The organism is Sphingobium sp. SG1 (assembly GCF_057063145.1).
The window spans coordinates 37,322-53,447 of sequence record NZ_JBVVOJ010000012.1 but is presented as its reverse complement, the minus strand read 5'-3'; the positions used below and the strand labels follow the sequence as shown (position 1 = coordinate 53,447).

Here is a 16,126-nt window from a genome sequence, read left to right as displayed (position 1 = left end):
GAAGGCTTCCCTTGCGGGATGGGTGAAGATCAGCCCTGGCGCTGTGCCAGCGCGTTAAGGTCGCTGCGTGCGCCGTCCAGCGCGCTGCCGACACAGTCGCGATAGTCGGGGGTCGCCGGCAGGATCGATCCGTTGACCCAGCCGCACACCTGCTTGGCGGCGCGGCTGATGCGATAATCGGCGCGGCGCAGGCCATTGTTGCTGGCCAGGTTCAGGTCAGCGACCGATACGGCGATGGTGCGGGTGGTGAGGCCGGTGGTGCCGTCGACGACGACTTCGTTGCTGCTGTTGCCGGCGATAGCCATGCCAGGCAGCGCAAGGGCCAGGGTGGCGGCCATCGCCACCAGCGTCTTCTTGGTCATCCTATTCTCCTGTCGAACATGCTTTTTCTTATGTCGTGCCCAACGCCTGACGTGGGTGCGGGGTCGTCATCCTAAATAGGATTGCCCGGTGACATTGAAAAGAGGCCAATTGCCAAAAAATGGCAGTTTTCTGCGATTTTGCGGGTGCGAACAGGATCGTTTCGCACCCGCATAAACCTGATCGCGATATTGTCCCGACGCGCCATCTAGCGCGTTGGGAAACAAGCCTTAATGGCGGAAGTGACGCATGCCGGTGAAGACCATCGCCAGGCCCGCTTCGTCTGCTGCGGCAATGACTTCCTCGTCACGGATCGAGCCGCCCGGCTGGATCACCGCCGTCGCGCCGGCTTCCACTGCCGCGAGCAGGCCGTCGGCGAAGGGGAAGAAGGCGTCGGAAGCGACCGCCGAACCGATCGTGCGCGGTTCGCTCCAGCCGGCCTTCTCGGCGGCGTCCTTCGCCTTCCAGGCGGCGATGCGGGCCGATTCCAGGCGGTTCATCTGGCCAGCGCCGACGCCGGCGGTGCTGCCGCCCTTGGCATAGACGATCGCGTTCGACTTCACATGCTTGGCCACGGTCCAGGCGAACAGGCAGTCCTTCAGTTCCTGCTCGGTCGGCGCGCGCTTGGTCACGACCTTCAGCGCGTCCAGGTCGACCTTGCCATTGTCACGGCTCTGGACCAGCAGGCCACCGGCGATGCTCTTGACCATCAGGCCGGGGCGGGCCGGATCGGGCAGTTCGCCGGTCAGCAGCAGGCGCAGATTCTTCTTCTTGGCAAAGATCGCCTTGGCTTCGTCATCGGCGTCGGGTGCGGCGACGACTTCGGTGAAGATGCCGCTGATCGCTTCGGCGGTCGGGCCGTCGAGCGGACGGTTGACGGCGATGATGCCGCCGAATGCCGACACGCTGTCACAGGCGAGCGCCGCTTCATAGGCTTCGATCAGCGTCTCGCCGGTGGCGACGCCGCACGGATTGGCGTGCTTCACGATCACTACGGTCGGCGGGCCGTCGCGGAATTCGCTCACCAGCTCCAGCGCCGCATCGGCGTCGTTATAATTATTGTAGCTCAGTTCTTTGCCCTGGATCTGCCTGGCCTGGGCGATGCCGTTCGCGGTCGGGCCGTTAGGCAGGTAGAGCGCCGCCGACTGGTGCGGGTTCTCGCCATAGCGCAGCGTGGTGCTGAGCTTGCTCGACAGCGACAGGCTTTCGGGGAAGGCGACACCCTGGTCGGCAAAGGCGAACCAGCTGGCGATCATCGAATCATAGGCGGCGGTGGCGGCATAGGCCTTGGCCGCCAGCATCCGGCGGAAATCATAGCTGGTGGCACCGCCCTTTTCGGCCATTTCGGCGATCAGGCGGGCATAGTCGGCCGGATCGGTGACGATCGCGACGCTCTCATGATTCTTCGCGGCCGAACGGACCATCGACGGGCCGCCAATGTCGATATTCTCGATGATCTCGTCGCGGTCGGCGCCCTTCGCCACGGTCGCGGCGAAGGGATAGAGGTTGACGATCACCAGGTCGATCGCGCCGATTGCATGCTCGTCCATCGACGCGACATGCTCGGGATTGCCCCGCACCGCCAGCAGGCCGCCATGGACCTTGGGGTGCAGCGTCTTGACGCGGCCGTCCATCATTTCGGGAAAGCCGGTCAGCTCGGAAATATCCTTCACGGCCAGGCCCGCCTCGCGCAGCGCCTTGGCGGTGCCGCCGGTGGACACCAGTTCGACGCCATGCTGGCCCAGTGCCTGGCCCAGTTCGATGAGGCCGGTCTTGTCCGATACGGAAAGGAGGGCGCGCTTGATGGTGACGTCGGTGGTCATGGGGATGCTTCCTGCTGTTCGGGATGCCGCTTCAGGCTTGCCGCAGCCCTCTAGTCGCGCGCGGCGCAAAAATACAGTCCTCAAGCGCAGGGAATTTCCCGATCTTGCGGGCCTTTGCCGCTACTGTATTGTGATTGCATAACAGTTGGGGGATCTGACATGCGCTATCTGCTCGCCGCCACCGCCTTGCCCTTGCTCGTCGCCTTCCCGGTGCTGGCGCAAATTCCCACGCCGGAACGGGCAGTTACCGATCCCAAAAGCCTGACCTCGCCGGTCAATCCCGACGCCCGCGCCGTGCCGCTCGCCGATATCGGGGCCTCGCGCAGCCTGTCGAGCGCGGCGTGGAGTGCCGACGGCAAGCAGATCTTCGTCGCCACCAACCTCACCGGCCGCACCAATATCTGGCGCACCGACACCGCCGGCAGCTGGCCGGTGCAACTGACCCAGTCGGATGATGCCCAGACCGGCCTCGCCGCCTCGGCCGACGGCCGCTACCTGCTGTTCCAGCAGGATGTCGGCGGCAATGAATATAGCGACATCTACCGCGTGCCGGTGAACGGCGGCGCGGTCGAAAATCTCACCAACACCCCCGACCGGCGCGAAAGCGACTTGCTGGTCGGCCCCAGCGGCGGGCTGGTCGCGCTCGTCACCAAGCTCAAGACCCAAGGCCAGTCCAATGTCGCGGTGATGGACGGCGCGGGCAGGGTGCGCGACCTGACGCAGGAGGCCGACCCGCAGTTCGGCTGGTCACCGGTCGCCTGGATCGCGGATGGCAAGGCGCTGATCGCCAACCGTATGCGGATCGATTCCAAGGTCAGCGAAATCTGGCGCATCGACGTCGCCAGCGGCAAGGCGGCGAAATTGCTCGGCAAGGCCGACACCGTCTATGCCGCGACCGATGCGACCGCCGACGGCAAATGGATCGCCGTCTCCACGGATGAAGGCAGCGGCCAGATTCATGGCGGCCTGCTCGAAGCCGCCACCGGCAAATGGCGCTGGCTCAAATCTACGCCCTGGGAACAGGTGCCGGCCAGCTTCACCCGCGACGGCAGGGCGCTCATCTTCCGTATCAACGCCGACGCGCGCAGTAGCCTCTATCGCTTCGACCTGGCGAGCGGCGCGGAAACACCGCTCGCCATCCCGCCGGGTGTCAATTATCTGGTCGGCAGCGAGCCGCGCTCGCCCGACGGCGCCATGCTGATGCTCAACCATTCGGGCGCCGACTCGCCGGCCAATCTCTATCTCTATGACCTTGCAGCCGGCGCTGCGCGTCCCGCAACACAGCTTGCCATCGCCAGCCTCCAGCCCGCCGCGCTGCCCAAGTCCGACGTCGTCACCTACAAGAGCTTCGACGGTACGCTCATCAGCGCGATCGTGACCATGCCCGCCAATCTCAAGCGCGACGGCAGCAACCCCGCCATCGTCCTGCCCCATGGCGGCCCCACCGGTCAGGCGCAGGATGGTTACAGCCGCTACGCCACCGCCTTTGCCAGCCGCGGCTATGTCGTGATCCAGCCCAATTTCCGCGGCTCGACCGGCTATGGCAAGGCGTTCCAGGACGGCAATGTCAAGGATCTGGGCGGCGCCGACCTCAAGGACACGGTCGCGGCAAAGCATTTCCTGGTCGACAGCGGCTATGTCGACGCCAAGCGAGTCGGCATCTTCGGCGGCAGCTATGGCGGCTTCATGACCCTGATGGCGATCGGCCGGGCGCCCGACGAGTTCGCCGCCGCCGTCCAGTGGTTCGGCATCATCAACTGGCGCACCATGTATCGCGATCAGGATGAGGAGCTGAAGGCCTATCAGCGCAGCCTGCTTGGCACGCCGGAGAGCGATCCCAAGGTCTATGATGCCGCCTCGCCGCTCACCTATATCCGCGCCGCCAGGGCGCCCCTGCTTACCATCCAGGGCGAAAACGACATTCGCGTGCCGCGCGGCCAGGCGCAGGAGGTGCATGACATCCTCAAGGCCAAGGGCAATGTGGTGGAGACGATTTTCTACCCGGCCGAGGGCCATGGCTTCCAGAAAAAGGAGAATCAGCTCGATTCGCTGACCCGCACCGTCGCCTGGTTCGATACTTATCTGAAGTCGTCGCCTGTCCGCTGAAAGGGCTAGCGGCCCGGCCGCTGAAAGTGGCCGGGCCTGAGAGCGAGGTCGTTGATTGGTAGCAAACGGGCCTCGGGTCGCCCCTCTTGCATGCGCCCTTGTCCGGGCCGTTCATAGGAAAAAACGGACATCGATAGCCGGCTGAACAATAGCGCCCGCGTGATGGCCAATGTGATGCGGGTCAGCCGACCCGCTTGAACAGCCAGCCGATACTGGAGCCGCCCGGCAGTGCCTCGCTCGTCACCACCAGCTGCCTTGTGGGGTGGGGGCGGCCATCGCCATCGACCCACAGGCTATCCTCGACGCTCAGCACGCCGGCCCCGGTCCGGAACTGCCACAATGCGCCCAGTTCGATCCGCAGCAACGCGCCCTGGCTGTCGGCGGTCAGGGTCGGTTCCACGCCGGGCGCCAGATGAAAGCGCAGCTGCACCGGCCGCTTGACCGGCTTCTTGCCGCGCGTCGCCGGGGTCAGCATATCCTCGCCGCGCACTTCCTTGCCGTCGCCGCTCATCATCAGCAGGCGGCGGTGGACATAGCCCATGCGGCGGACATAGCCGTCATGGCTCAGCTCCACCCGGCTGCCATTGTCCAGCTCCTGCCGGTTCAGCTCGACCTCGGTCACGCCCTTGCCCAGCGTGCCGTCGGGCATCAGCGCGGTCGAGTTGCTGTCGTCCAGCACCAGCGTGCTGTGCGCCGCGGTGGAGCGCAGCGCCTGGGCGAGATCACGCGGGATATAAGCGCCTTCCAGCGCCGCGCCGCCGCAATTGATGACCAGCCGCAGCCGTCCGTCGCTGATCTCGATCGCGCCGGTGGAGGCGCAGCCGGCGGCCGCCAGGCGCGCGACCGGCGGCGGCGCCGCATCGATCTGCACCACCGTATTGCCGGCGCTGATCCGCTGATAGCCCCAGTCGCGCGCCTGGCGCAGCGGCCGGGTCCGCACCCGGCTGGCCTGCACCAGCGCCTCGACCATGTCGGGGTCGACTGCACCTGCACCCTGCCAGTTGCCCAGGCCCCCATCGCCATGGGTCAGGCCCAGCAAGGCCGGCACTGCGCGGGTCAGCCCGTCGATCAGGAAGCCGGGCACCTGTTCGCGTCGCACCTCATAGACCGCGACCACCATCGCCAGCAGCATCACGCCTTCCAGCTGCGCCAGCGGCGACCGGGAAATGATGCCGCCATCGGCATGGAAGGCGCTGTCGATCGCGCGCTTCAGGCCCGCTTCGCCGAACAGCTTGCGCGGATTGCCGCCGGGCATCAGCATCGACGCCGCGACGATCCCGCCCCAGGCGACCAGGCGCGGCAGGCCCGGCGCGGCCTTGTCCGCACTCTGGTCCAGATGGCGCGCGGTGCGGGCGATGCAGTTGAGCACCAGCGACCGATAGACAAGGTCGCTCGACGACAGGATCAGCGGCGCATGGGCGGTCCAGAACAGCAGCCGCCAGGCCGCATTGTCGGCGCGCCAGGCCGGGTCGCTCGGCGTTTCGGCGTGAGCGGCGAGCCATTTGCGCATCAGCGCCTCGGCCACCGGCGCGCCCTGCTCGCGCGTCGCCGCTGTCGACAGGTCGCGCAGCCAGCGGAAACTGTGCAGATAGTCGGTGAAGGCCGGGCCGACCGCCAATTTGCCGAAATCGATCGTGTCGATTGCCAGCTTCTGGCCCCGGAACAGGAAATAGCCGGCACGGATCGCCTGGCCGGCGCGCGGGTCGCCGGGCACGACATCGTCCGGCACCGCCAACAACTTGAGCGGATATTTGCCCTTCAGCCGCCGGCTGTGCAGCGGCGTCTTCCAGCTCAGCCGATAGAAATGATTGGCGATCCGCTCGGCCAGCGACAGGCCCTTGTCATCCGCGACGCGGATGAGCCGCTTGCCCTGTTCGATGCCGTCGTCGGCCGGTTCATGACCGGCCTCGACCGCGACAGGGGAGGACTGGCGCCGCTGGTTCGTCACCCGCCCCGCAGCGTCCTGATATTGTCGGCATAGGCGGCCGGGCCGCCACGGAAGGTCGCGGTGCCGGCGACCAGCACGTCGGCGCCCGCCGCGATCGCCTTGGGCGCGGTGTTGATGTCGATGCCGCCATCGACCTGCAGGCGGATGTCACGGCCGCTCTTCTCGATCATCTTGCGGCACGCCTCGATCTTGCGCAGCTGATTTTCGATGAAGCTCTGGCCGCCGAAACCGGGATTGACGCTCATCACCAGGATCAGGTCGATATCGTCGATCAGATAGTCCAGCATCTTGGCCGGGGTGCCGGGGTTCAGCACCACGCCCGCCTGCACGCCCAGCGACTTGATGTGCTGCACGGTGCGGTGGATGTGCGGACCGGCCTCGGGATGGACGGTGATGATGTCGGCGCCGGCCTGGGCGAAGGCGTCAAGATACTGGTCCACCGGCGATATCATCAGATGCACGTCGAACGGCTTTTTCGTGTGCGGGCGCAGCGCCTTCACCACGGCCGGACCGATGGTGATGTTGGGCACGAAATGGCCGTCCATCACGTCGATATGGATCCAGTCGCAACCGGCTTCGTCGATGGCGCGGACTTCCTCGCCCAGCCGTGCGAAATCGGCGGACAGGATGGACGGAGAGATGAGAATGGGATGGGTCATTTGACCGCTCGCATTAGCCCTCCCTTGGGGCGAGGGCAACGCATGATTTGCGCGGTGCGGCGATGAGTCGCATCAGGGGATGAAGAAGGTCGTGGGTTCCAGTCGGACGGGCGCACCGACATCCTTGGGCAGCCATTGCTTGACCCCGTGCAGCGCCACCGTCTCGCCGTCCAGCAGCACCGGCGCGGCGATCAGCCGCATCGCGCAATCGCTGCCGTCCGGGCGGCGAATGTCGACGTCCAGGGTGAAGCCGCGCTGGTGGCGGATGGCATAGGCGCGCAGCCGCTCCATCGCCTCGCGGCTGTCATGCGCATAGAGCGACACCGACAGTGGCCGGGGCACGATGCTGCCCGGCTCCAGCCCGAATATGTCATAGACGCCCTGGGTCCAGCTGATGCTGTTGTCGGCCAGATTGCAATGCCACAGGCCCAGCCCCCGATCGGCCAGCGCCGCCTCATTCCCCACAATATCCTGGTCCAGCACCACCGGCGCGAGATGGTCGCGCAGGTCGTAGAGTGGCCAGCTATGATGCAGGGGCAGGGGTTCGGTCGGACGCAAGGTGGGCCTTTCCAGCGAAGGGCCTCACCTTAAGCCCCTCATGGTTAAGCCTTAGTTCCCGATGCGCACGATCCTTGCAACGAAAAAGCCGTCGGTGCCGCCCTGCTCCGCCAGCGTGTCGGGCAGGGTGCGCAGCCAGCCGTCGGCGCTGGGCGCCATGCCGTCGGGCAGTTCGCTTGCCGTCACCGGCTGGGCCGCAAAATCGGGACGCGCCGCCAGGAAGCGCGCCAGCTGCGCCTCGCCCTCGGCCTGTTCCAGCGAGCAGGTGGCGTAGATCAGCGTCCCGCCCGGCTTCACCCAGTCGGCGACGCGGGCCAGCAGTTCGCCCTGCAGTTCGGCCAGTTCCGCGATCTGGCGCGGGCCGATGCGGTGCAAAACGTCGGGATGACGGCGATAGATGCCGGTGGCGGTGCAGGGCGCGTCGAGCAGCAGCGCATCGACCGGCGCGTCCGGTGCCCATTGGCGCAGATCCGCCTGCACGACATCGGCCGACAGGCCGGTGCGCACCAGATTTTCGCTCAGCCGCTCCAGCCGCTTTTTCGACTGGTCGACCGCGGTCACGGCCCATCCGGCCGCTGCCAGCTGCATCGTCTTGCCGCCCGGCGCGGCGCACAGGTCCAGCACGGTCCGGCCTTCGCCTGCGCCTAGCAGTCGGGCCGGGCAGGAGGCGGCGATATCCTGCACCCACCAGGCGCCCTCGGCAAAACCGGGCAGGTCGGGCACGATCGCCCCCTCGGGCAGGCGGACATGGCCGGGTGCAAAGCTGGTGCCGCCCAGCGCTTCGACCCATTTGCCGGTCTCGGCCGGATCGCGCAGGCTGATGTCGACCGGCGGCCGCACGGCATAGGCATGGGCGGCGGTCAGCGGCATCGCCTCGCCCCATTGTCCGGCCCAGCGTTCGGCGACGTCGGCGGGCAGGGTGGGCGGCACGGGCAGGCTCGGCTCGGCGCGGGTCACGGTGCCGAACACGCCATGGACCAGCTTGCGCGGCCCGCCATCGACCAGCGGCAGCGCGGTGGCGATCGCCGCATGGGGCGCGGTGCCCAGCGCCAGCACCTGGATGAGCGCGATGCGCAGCACCATGCGCGCCTTGGCATCGGCGGGCAGGGGCTGCTTGGTCGCGCCGTCGATCAGCGCGTCGAGATCGGGCAAATGGCGCAACGTCTCGGCGACGATGGCATGGACCAGGGCGCGGTCGGCCCGGTCGGCCAGCCCCTGGGTCGCGCCATGCAGCGCGATTTCCAGCGGATCGCCCCGACGCAAGACGGCGTCCAGCAGCTTCAGGGCCGCGCGGCGCGCGGGCAGGCCGGGGACATCATCGGCGCGCGGGGCACCGGAACGGGCGTTGGGACGACGGGACATCAGCGGCCCCTACGCGCTTTTGCCCTTGGGGTCATCTTCAAACGAAGCAGATGACCGTGTAGATCGCTGCCGCAACCAGGCCGATGCTGGTGGCAACGCCGACCCACAGCGCCAACCAGTCCGACCGGCGCGGGCGCGGCGCCATCCCCTTTGGCACCACCCGCAAGGAAGAGGGGATGCGTTTGCGGCCCAGCGTGGCGATCGCGATCGTCCGCCGGCCGATGGCGTGAAACAGGCGCGGCGTATGGCGTGAGAATATATAGTCGACGGCAATGTCGACGACGAGGCCGGCCGCCTCGCGCGCCACGAACCCGGCGGCGCGGAAGGCGATCTCGCCAATCTCGTCGACCGGCATCAGCGCCCGTGCGGGTCAAGGGCGCTGCGGCGCGGCCTGGGCGCTGCCACCGGAGACAGGGCCGATGCTCGCGTCGCCAAGTTAATGGGCGGCGGGCCGCCATTCTGCCCCATATCCTGCGCAATCTCCTCGAGCGCGGCGATGCGCTTCTCGGTTGCCGGGTGGGTCGAGAACAACTCGCTCACATGCACCGGCACGATATAGAGCTGCGCGGCGGCGGGATTGCGCTCGGCCACCGGGTTGGGAATCAGCTCGGCCCGGCCGGAAATCTTGGCCAGGGCGGAGGCGAGCGCGCGCGGATTGCCGCTGATCTCCGCCCCGGCCTGGTCGGCGCCATATTCGCGGGTGCGGCTGATCGCCATCTGCACGATCATCGCGGCAAAGGGGGCGACGATCACCGCCAGCAAGGTCGCGATCATGTTGCTATGGCCATTCTCCTCATTGCCGCCGCGGAAGAAGAGGCCGAAATTGGCCAGCATCGAAATGGCACCGGCGATGGTCGCCACCATCGTCATGATCAGGGTATCGCGATTCTTCACATGGCCCAGTTCATGCGCCATCACGCCCGCCACCTCGTCGCGGGTCAGCATGTTGAGCAGGCCAGTGGTCGCCGCCACGGCAGCATTCTCGGGATTGCGGCCAGTGGCAAAGGCATTGGGCGCATCCTGGTCGATCACATAGACACGCGGCATCGGCAGGCCGGCGCTCTGGCTCAGCGCCTGGACCAGGCCGTAAAATTCGGGCGCGCTCTGGGCATCCACCTCGCGCGCATTGTGCATGGACAGCACGATCTTGTCGGCGTTCCAGAAGGTGAACAGGTTCATGCCCGCCGCCACCAACAGGGCGATCACAGCGCCGCCGCTGCCGCCCAGCGTATAGCCCAACGCCATGAACAGCGCCGTCAGCGCCGACAACAGCATCACCGTGCGAAAACCACTCACTTGCACATCGCTCCTTTGCGGCCCAGATAGCGGGCCTTGTACTGAATATGGGGTTGCCGCGCGCGCTCCGCAATCGAAAGGCCCGACATGGGACATTTCAACGGCAAGCGCCCGGCGCATGTGAAGGCGCCCGAGCATCTCTCCAAGAGCCCGCCCGTGCCCCAGCCCGACCCGGTCGACCAGCAGCCGGCGCTGGACGAGGAACTGAGCCCGGTCCGCTATGGCGACTGGGAGCGCAAGGGCATCGCCATCGATTTCTGATCTGGCGACTTCTGATCGGCCAGCGCTGAACGCAACTTGTTCGGCTTGCCGACGTTTCAGCACATATTCCGCTGGCCCGTGCCCGGCTAGCGGGCGAGCGCGATCCGTTGCTCTGGCCTTTCCGGCTGAGTCTGCGCAGATTCAGGGGCATGAGGAGTATGCGGGGCGTGAGCGCGGAATTGGCGCAGGACGACAAGGTGACGAAGCCGGTTGCGGCCTATGCGCCGGAAGATGCGGCATTATTGTGCGGCATCGGAAGATTGGTTTGTGCTTGGACGATGTTGGAACAGAGTCTGGAAGCACGGCTGGCCGAGTTGCGCGAGACCATGGGCGATGTCCGCACCGTGGGGGCACGCACCCGGCCTACGATGACGAAGCTGATGACCGAATTGCGCACGACCGTCGCCATGCGGGACAGGCGCAACGCGGCTGGGCTGACCGAAATTGCGGAGGTCGAACGCGATCTCCAGCGGATCGACCGGTTTCGCGCCTTGATCATCGGCGGCTTTCAGCAACCCGCACCAGACGGCTTTCTTTGTCGCGACCTACGTAATAATGCTCAGCACGTCAGTCTGGAACATTTGGACGAAGAAATCGCCGCGCTTGAACAAGTGGCGCAGCGCCTGCTGAATATCTGACAGATAAAAGACAAGTAGTCGTACCACTTGACCTTTTCCTCCCGGTTCGCGATTCCCAGCGGACCGGTATCCATCGAGAACGGAATCCCATGTCGAACAAGCCGATTCGCAAAGCCGTCTTTCCTGTTGCCGGTCTTGGCACGCGCTTTCTGCCCGCGACCAAGTCGGTGCCCAAGGAATTGCTGCCCGTGGTCGACCGTCCGCTGATTCAATATGCGGTGGATGAGGCCCGCGAGGCAGGGATCGAGCAGATGATCTTCGTCACCGGACGCGGCAAGGGCGCGATCGAGGATTATTTCGACATCGCCTTCGAATGCGAGATCACCCAGCGCGAGCGCGGCAAGGATCTTTCGGCGCTCGAAGGGACGCGCCTGGCGCCCGGCGATGCGGTGTTCCTGCGCCAGCAGGAGCCGCTGGGCCTGGGCCACGCGATCTGGTGTGCCCGCGATATCGTCGGTGACGAGCCGTTCGCCATCATCCTGCCCGACGAGTTCATGAAGGGTGCGCCCGGCAATGGCTGCATGAAGCAGATGGTCGAGGCCTATGAAAAGGTCGGCGGCAACCTGGTCTGCGCGCTCGAAATCCCGATGGACCAGACGCCCAGCTATGGCGTGATCGATCCGGGCGCGCGCGACGGCGCCCTGACCGAAGTGAAGGGCCTGGTGGAAAAGCCCAAGCTCGGCACCGCCCCCTCCAACCTCATCCTGCCCGGCCGCTATATCCTGCAGCCCGACGTCATGAAGATCTTGGAAACCCAGGAAAAGGGCGCCGGCGGCGAGATTCAGCTGACCGACGCCATGGCCTCGCTGATCGGCAAGCAGCCCTTCCACGGCGTCACCTTCGATGGCCGTCGCTTCGACTGCGGTTCCAAGGCCGGCTATATCGAGGCGAACCTCGCCCTGGCGCTGGAGCGCGAGGATATCGGCGCCCATATCCGCGACTTCGCGAAGGCCGAACTGGCCAACTAAGTTTCGATCCGCAGGGGTGGCCGCTGGTCGCCCCTGCTGCCCGTCAGAGCAGGCGGACGGCCTGCGCCAGCAAAATCCCGATGCCCGACAGGGTGATGGTGCCACCAATTGCCATCTGCAGCGGGCGGACTATTTGCCGGATTGGGACACCGATGGCAGCTTCAATCTTGCTCATGCAAATCATTATCGCATAATGCGAGCGGAGAGTCACATCCATCTCTCCACTCACACTGATGCAGCGGATCGATCATCATTCGTGATTATAAGTAACGAATGATCGGAATGGCCGCTTTCAAATCAGTAACGCAACAATGGGCTCAAACTGTCAGCTTCGCTGTCAACTTTGCACCGCCGGTGACACATAATCGGCGTCGTGGATGAACGGCATCGCCGCATCGTTCGCCAGCGCCGTCAGGATCGCGGCAAAGTCCGTCGCGCAGCGAAACCCCATCTGGCGCTGCGCCAATCCCGCGTCATAGACCCGGCCGATCGAAGCGGGCAGTTGCCAGCCACGCTGGGCATATAGCTCTGCGGCTTCGGGAAAATACCGCGCGATCACCGCCGCCGCATCGCGTTTCAGTTCCTCGGCTTCCGCCCGAACGAACGGCGTTGGCGCGGAAACCAGATAGGTTTCGCAACGCGCTGGCGGCGTCCGTTCCAGCGCAACCAGATGTGCCCGCGCCGCATCCTCGACCGTCAGCCGGCGATGGAGAAATTCATTGGCCTTCAGATTCTGCCCTGACAGGCTAGCATCGCTGTCGTCATCCTCGGGGAAGAAGCGGGCGGTGCGCAAGATGGTGCAGCCGATGCCGCGTTCCAGTTGCTGCACCCGGCACAGCCCCTCGGCCGCCAGCTTGGTCACGCCATAGATGTTGCGCGGCTCCAGCGGCCCGCTCTGCTCGTCGAGCCATACCGCCGCGTCACCGGCCTCGTCCCGCACCGCCTGGCTGATCATCAGCGATGTGGTGGATGTCATGACGAAGCGGTCATGTCCCGCCGCGACCGCCGCTTCCAGCAGGTTGCGCGTGCCGGTGACATTGACGTCGATGAAGGCCTGGGCGGGGTAGCGGACGATGTCCGGCTTGTGCAGCGCGCCGCTATGGATCACCGCCTCGATCCCGCGCTCAGCAAAGGTCCGATCGACCAGCACCCGGTCGGCGACCGATCCGATGATGTCGGTGTCCCGGCCCGGCGAGACGTCCAGGCCGGTCACTGCATGTCCCGCCGCGCGCAGCATCGGCGCCAGGAAACGGCCCAGCCAGCCCGACGATCCGGTCAGCAGGACATGCATGTCAGTTTAATTCCTGTGGAAAGGGCCGATCAGAACGGCACTTCGTCGTCCAGGTCATTGTCGAAGTTCGGGCCGCCCTGACCGCCGCCCGAGGAGCGTCCGCCGCCAAAGCCGCCACCCTGGTTGCCGCCGCCCGAGGAGCGCCCGCCACCAAAGCCGCCGCCGCTGTTGCCGCCGCCGAAATCGTCATAATCGCCGCCGCCAAAGCCGCTGCTGCTTGCGCCCCAGTCGCTGACGCCCTGGTTGCCGCCGCCCGACGAGCGACCACCGCCATAGCCGCCGCCCTGGCCGCCACCGCCACCCGGTGCGCCGTCCAACATGGTCAGCACCGCGCCGGGGCCCGACAGGGCGACCTCGGTGGTGTAACGGTCATTGCCATTATTGTCCTGCCACTTGCGGGTGCGCAGCTGGCCCTCGATGTAGATCTTCGATCCCTTGCGCAGGAAGCGTTCGGCCACGCCGACCAGGCCTTCGGAATTGATGACGACGCTATGCCATTCGGTGCGCTCCTTGCGCTCCCCCGACATGCGATCCTTCCAGCTTTCCGAGGTCGCGATCCGCAGGTTGCAGATCTTGCCGCCATTCTGGAAGCTCTTCACTTCCGGGTCGGCCCCCAGATTCCCGATGAGAATGACCTTGTTGACCGAGCCTGCCATGATTCCTCCGAAAGCACTAAAGGCGCCGTTATAGAAGCCTCGCCTTGGCGGTAAAGAACAAAGCTAGGCCAAATGTCCGGGGCTTGGGATCAGCCGAGTCCCATCGCGACTGCCGCCCAATATGTCACGCCCGCCGCCGCATAGGCCAGCACGAACAGATAACCGATCATGAACAGTGGCCATTTCCAACCATTGGTCTCGCGCCGGGTAACGGCAATGGTGGAAATACACTGCGGCGCGAACACGAACCAGGCCAGGAAGGCGAGGGCGGTGGCCAGGCTCCAGCGGCCGGCCAGCCGGTCGCCCAGTCCCTGTTCCAGAGCCTCGGCATCATCCTCGGCATCGATCGCATAGACGGTCGCGATGGCCGACACGGCGACTTCGCGCGCCGCCATGCTGGGCAGCAGGGCGAGCGAAATGTCGCGGTTGAAGCCGATCGGCTCGACCAGGACGTTGATGCCGCCCGCGATCCGGCCGGCGATCGAATATTCGCTCTGCCGCACGCCTTCAGGCGCATGGGGGAAGCTGGCCAGCACCCACAGCACGATATTGGTGGCCAGGATGATGGTGCCGGCGCGCTTCAGGAAAATGACGCCGCGCTGCCACAGGCCGATCAAGATATCCTGCGGCCGGGGCCACTGATATTTCGGCATTTCCATCAGGAATCCGCCGCTGCGGCCCTTGGCCACGGTCAGGCGCAGCGCCCAGGCGGCGAGCATGGCGCCGACGATGCCGGCGACATAGAGCAGGAACAGCACCAGTCCCTGCAGGCCGATGCCCGGCCCCACGCTGCGCGCCGGGATGAAGGCGGCGATGATCAGGCCATAGACAGGCAGCCGCGCCGAACAGGTCATCAGCGGCGCGATCAGGATCGTGGTCAGCCGGTCCTTGGGGTCGCTGATCGTGCGCGTCGCCATGATGCCCGGCACCGCGCAGGCGAAGGAGGACAGGAGCGGGATGAATGCCCGGCCCGACAGGCCGACTTTCGCCATGATGCCATCCATCAGGAAGGCAGCACGGGCCATATAGCCGGTCGCCTCCAGCATCAGGATGAAGAAGAAGAGGATCAGGATCTGCGGCAGGAACACGATCACCGCGCCGACGCCGCCCACCACGCCCTGCAACAGGAAATCGTGGATGATGCCGGGCGGCAAAGTGTTGGTCACCGCCTCCCCCAGCGCCGTGACCCAGCCCTCCAGCATGTCGGCGGGCACCGATGCCCAGGAGAAGACCGCCTGAAACATCACGAACAACAGGCTGAGCAACAGGGCGAGGCCGAGCACCGGATGCAACGCGACCCGGTCGACCGCCGCGGTCAGCCGGCGCGACGGGGTTTCGCGCACAATCGCGGCGCGGGCGATGCGACGGGCCTCACGACGCACGGCGTCGAAATCCGGTTCACCGGCGGAGGCGCGCAACATGCCCGTCTGGGCGCCGAGCAGCGTTTCCAGCTCGGTCTTGAGGTGATCCAGGCCGCGCTTGCGCACCGCCACGGTGGATACCACCGGCACGCCCAGTTCCTGCGCCAGCACATTGGCGTCCAGTTCCAGCCCGTCGCGGGTCGCTAGGTCGACCATGTTGAGCGCGACCACGGTGGGCAGGCCCAGTGCGATCAGTTCCAGCGCAAAGCGCAGATGATTGTCGAGGTTCGATGCGTCGACCACGATCACCAGCGCGTCGGGCAACTTCTCGCCGGCCTGCTTGCCCAGCACGAAGTCGCGCGTCACCTGCTCGTCGGGGCTGGCCGGCGACAGGCTGTAGGTGCCGGGCAGATCGACCAGTTCGACCGGCCGGCCGTCGGCCAGCGACAGCCGACCCGCCTTGCGCTCTACCGTGACGCCCGGATAATTGCCCAGCTTCTGCCGCGCGCCGGTCAGCGCGTTGAACAGGGCGGACTTGCCCGCATTGGGATTGCCGACCAGCGCGACGAGGGGAAGGCCGCTCATGCCTGCGCCTCCTGCGGGCCGGTGCTGACCTCCACTGCGGCGGCGTGGTTGCGGCGCATCGCCACCGTCATGCGCCCGATCTTGACCGCCAGCGGTCCGCGACCCAGCAGCCCGCTATGATGCAGCGCTTCGACGCTGGCGCCTTCGCACAGGCCGAACTCGCGCAGGCGCTGTCCTTCCACGGACGACAGCGACTCCCAGTCGATGGTTTCAACAAAAGCGGGTTGGCGCAGGGGCAGATCGGTCAGGCGCAA

Annotated in this window: 17 protein-coding genes; 4 read left to right on the top strand and 13 right to left on the bottom strand. The window is 66.1% G+C overall.

Features of this window, described 5'->3' with window-relative positions; genetic code table 11:
• Window positions 1-29: 29 nt before the first annotated feature.
• Both AC0KVN_RS20785 and purH read right to left on the bottom strand, forming a co-directional pair.
• Window positions 30-362 (bottom strand): UrcA family protein, encoded by a 333-nt coding sequence (locus tag AC0KVN_RS20785; RefSeq protein ID WP_004208877.1) that lies wholly within the window; start codon window positions 360-362, stop codon window positions 30-32.
• 228 nt (window positions 363-590) lie between these two features.
• Window positions 591-2,183, bottom strand: a complete 1,593-nt coding sequence (gene purH / locus AC0KVN_RS20780) for a bifunctional phosphoribosylaminoimidazolecarboxamide formyltransferase/IMP cyclohydrolase (RefSeq protein ID WP_435567802.1) — start codon at window positions 2,181-2,183, stop codon at window positions 591-593.
• Window positions 2,184-2,342: 159 nt separating this feature from the next.
• Here purH and AC0KVN_RS20775 point away from each other — a divergent pair, with 159 nt between their 5' ends.
• Window positions 2,343-4,289, top strand: a complete 1,947-nt coding sequence (locus tag AC0KVN_RS20775; RefSeq protein WP_435567803.1) for a S9 family peptidase — start codon at window positions 2,343-2,345, stop codon at window positions 4,287-4,289.
• Between the two features lie 181 nt (window positions 4,290-4,470).
• Here AC0KVN_RS20775 and AC0KVN_RS20770 read toward each other — a convergent pair whose 3' ends face one another.
• From AC0KVN_RS20770 to htpX, 6 genes are all read right to left on the bottom strand, one after another.
• Window positions 4,471-6,237 carry a heparinase II/III family protein gene (locus tag AC0KVN_RS20770; RefSeq protein ID WP_435567804.1) on the bottom strand — a complete coding sequence of 589 codons (1,767 nt, stop codon included), beginning with the start codon at window positions 6,235-6,237 and terminating at the stop codon, window positions 4,471-4,473.
• Window positions 6,234-6,896 (bottom strand): ribulose-phosphate 3-epimerase, encoded by a 663-nt coding sequence (rpe, locus tag AC0KVN_RS20765; RefSeq protein WP_004208872.1) that lies wholly within the window; start codon window positions 6,894-6,896, stop codon window positions 6,234-6,236. The genes AC0KVN_RS20770 and rpe overlap by 4 nt, the downstream gene beginning before the upstream one ends.
• A gap of 72 nt (window positions 6,897-6,968) precedes the next feature.
• Window positions 6,969-7,454 carry a diguanylate cyclase gene (locus AC0KVN_RS20760; protein ID WP_435567805.1) on the bottom strand — a complete coding sequence of 162 codons (486 nt, stop codon included), beginning with the start codon at window positions 7,452-7,454 and terminating at the stop codon, window positions 6,969-6,971.
• Window positions 7,455-7,505: 51 nt separating this feature from the next.
• Window positions 7,506-8,816, bottom strand: a complete 1,311-nt coding sequence (locus AC0KVN_RS20755) for an RsmB/NOP family class I SAM-dependent RNA methyltransferase (RefSeq protein WP_435567806.1) — start codon at window positions 8,814-8,816, stop codon at window positions 7,506-7,508.
• Between the two features lie 37 nt (window positions 8,817-8,853).
• Window positions 8,854-9,171 (bottom strand): hypothetical protein, encoded by a 318-nt coding sequence (locus AC0KVN_RS20750; protein WP_423301091.1) that lies wholly within the window; start codon window positions 9,169-9,171, stop codon window positions 8,854-8,856.
• Window positions 9,171-10,091 (bottom strand): zinc metalloprotease HtpX, encoded by a 921-nt coding sequence (gene htpX, locus AC0KVN_RS20745; protein WP_483656375.1) that lies wholly within the window; start codon window positions 10,089-10,091, stop codon window positions 9,171-9,173. The genes AC0KVN_RS20750 and htpX overlap by 1 nt, the downstream gene beginning before the upstream one ends.
• 108 nt (window positions 10,092-10,199) lie before the next feature.
• Between htpX and AC0KVN_RS20740 the strand changes: the two genes are divergently transcribed.
• From AC0KVN_RS20740 to AC0KVN_RS20730, 3 genes are all read left to right on the top strand, one after another.
• A complete protein-coding gene (locus tag AC0KVN_RS20740; RefSeq protein ID WP_435567807.1) occupies window positions 10,200-10,373 on the top strand; it encodes a DUF1674 domain-containing protein in 174 nt (57 codons plus the stop codon).
• 158 nt (window positions 10,374-10,531) lie between these two features.
• Window positions 10,532-11,011, top strand: a complete 480-nt coding sequence (locus AC0KVN_RS20735) for a hypothetical protein (protein WP_010338698.1) — start codon at window positions 10,532-10,534, stop codon at window positions 11,009-11,011.
• A gap of 89 nt (window positions 11,012-11,100) precedes the next feature.
• Window positions 11,101-11,979: a UTP--glucose-1-phosphate uridylyltransferase gene (locus AC0KVN_RS20730; protein WP_010338699.1), complete on the top strand. Its 879-nt coding sequence runs from the start codon at window positions 11,101-11,103 to the stop codon at window positions 11,977-11,979.
• Between the two features lie 43 nt (window positions 11,980-12,022).
• Here the strand turns inward: AC0KVN_RS20730 and AC0KVN_RS20725 are convergent, their stop codons facing one another.
• The 5 genes from AC0KVN_RS20725 to AC0KVN_RS20705 form a co-directional block, all read right to left on the bottom strand.
• Window positions 12,023-12,154, bottom strand: a complete 132-nt coding sequence (locus tag AC0KVN_RS20725) for a hypothetical protein (RefSeq protein WP_017501097.1) — start codon at window positions 12,152-12,154, stop codon at window positions 12,023-12,025.
• A 162-nt stretch (window positions 12,155-12,316) separates the two neighbouring features.
• On the bottom strand, window positions 12,317-13,270 hold the full coding sequence (locus AC0KVN_RS20720; RefSeq protein WP_435567808.1) for an NAD-dependent epimerase/dehydratase family protein: 954 nt from the start codon (window positions 13,268-13,270) through the stop codon (window positions 12,317-12,319).
• 29 nt (window positions 13,271-13,299) lie between these two features.
• Window positions 13,300-13,926, bottom strand: a complete 627-nt coding sequence (gene ssb, locus AC0KVN_RS20715) for a single-stranded DNA-binding protein (RefSeq protein WP_435567809.1) — start codon at window positions 13,924-13,926, stop codon at window positions 13,300-13,302.
• A gap of 89 nt (window positions 13,927-14,015) precedes the next feature.
• Window positions 14,016-15,872, bottom strand: coding sequence for a ferrous iron transporter B (gene feoB, locus AC0KVN_RS20710; RefSeq protein ID WP_333702570.1), 1,857 nt, complete (start codon window positions 15,870-15,872; stop codon window positions 14,016-14,018).
• Window positions 15,869-16,126, bottom strand: coding sequence for a FeoA family protein (locus AC0KVN_RS20705; protein ID WP_435567810.1), 258 nt, complete (start codon window positions 16,124-16,126; stop codon window positions 15,869-15,871). The genes feoB and AC0KVN_RS20705 overlap by 4 nt, the downstream gene beginning before the upstream one ends.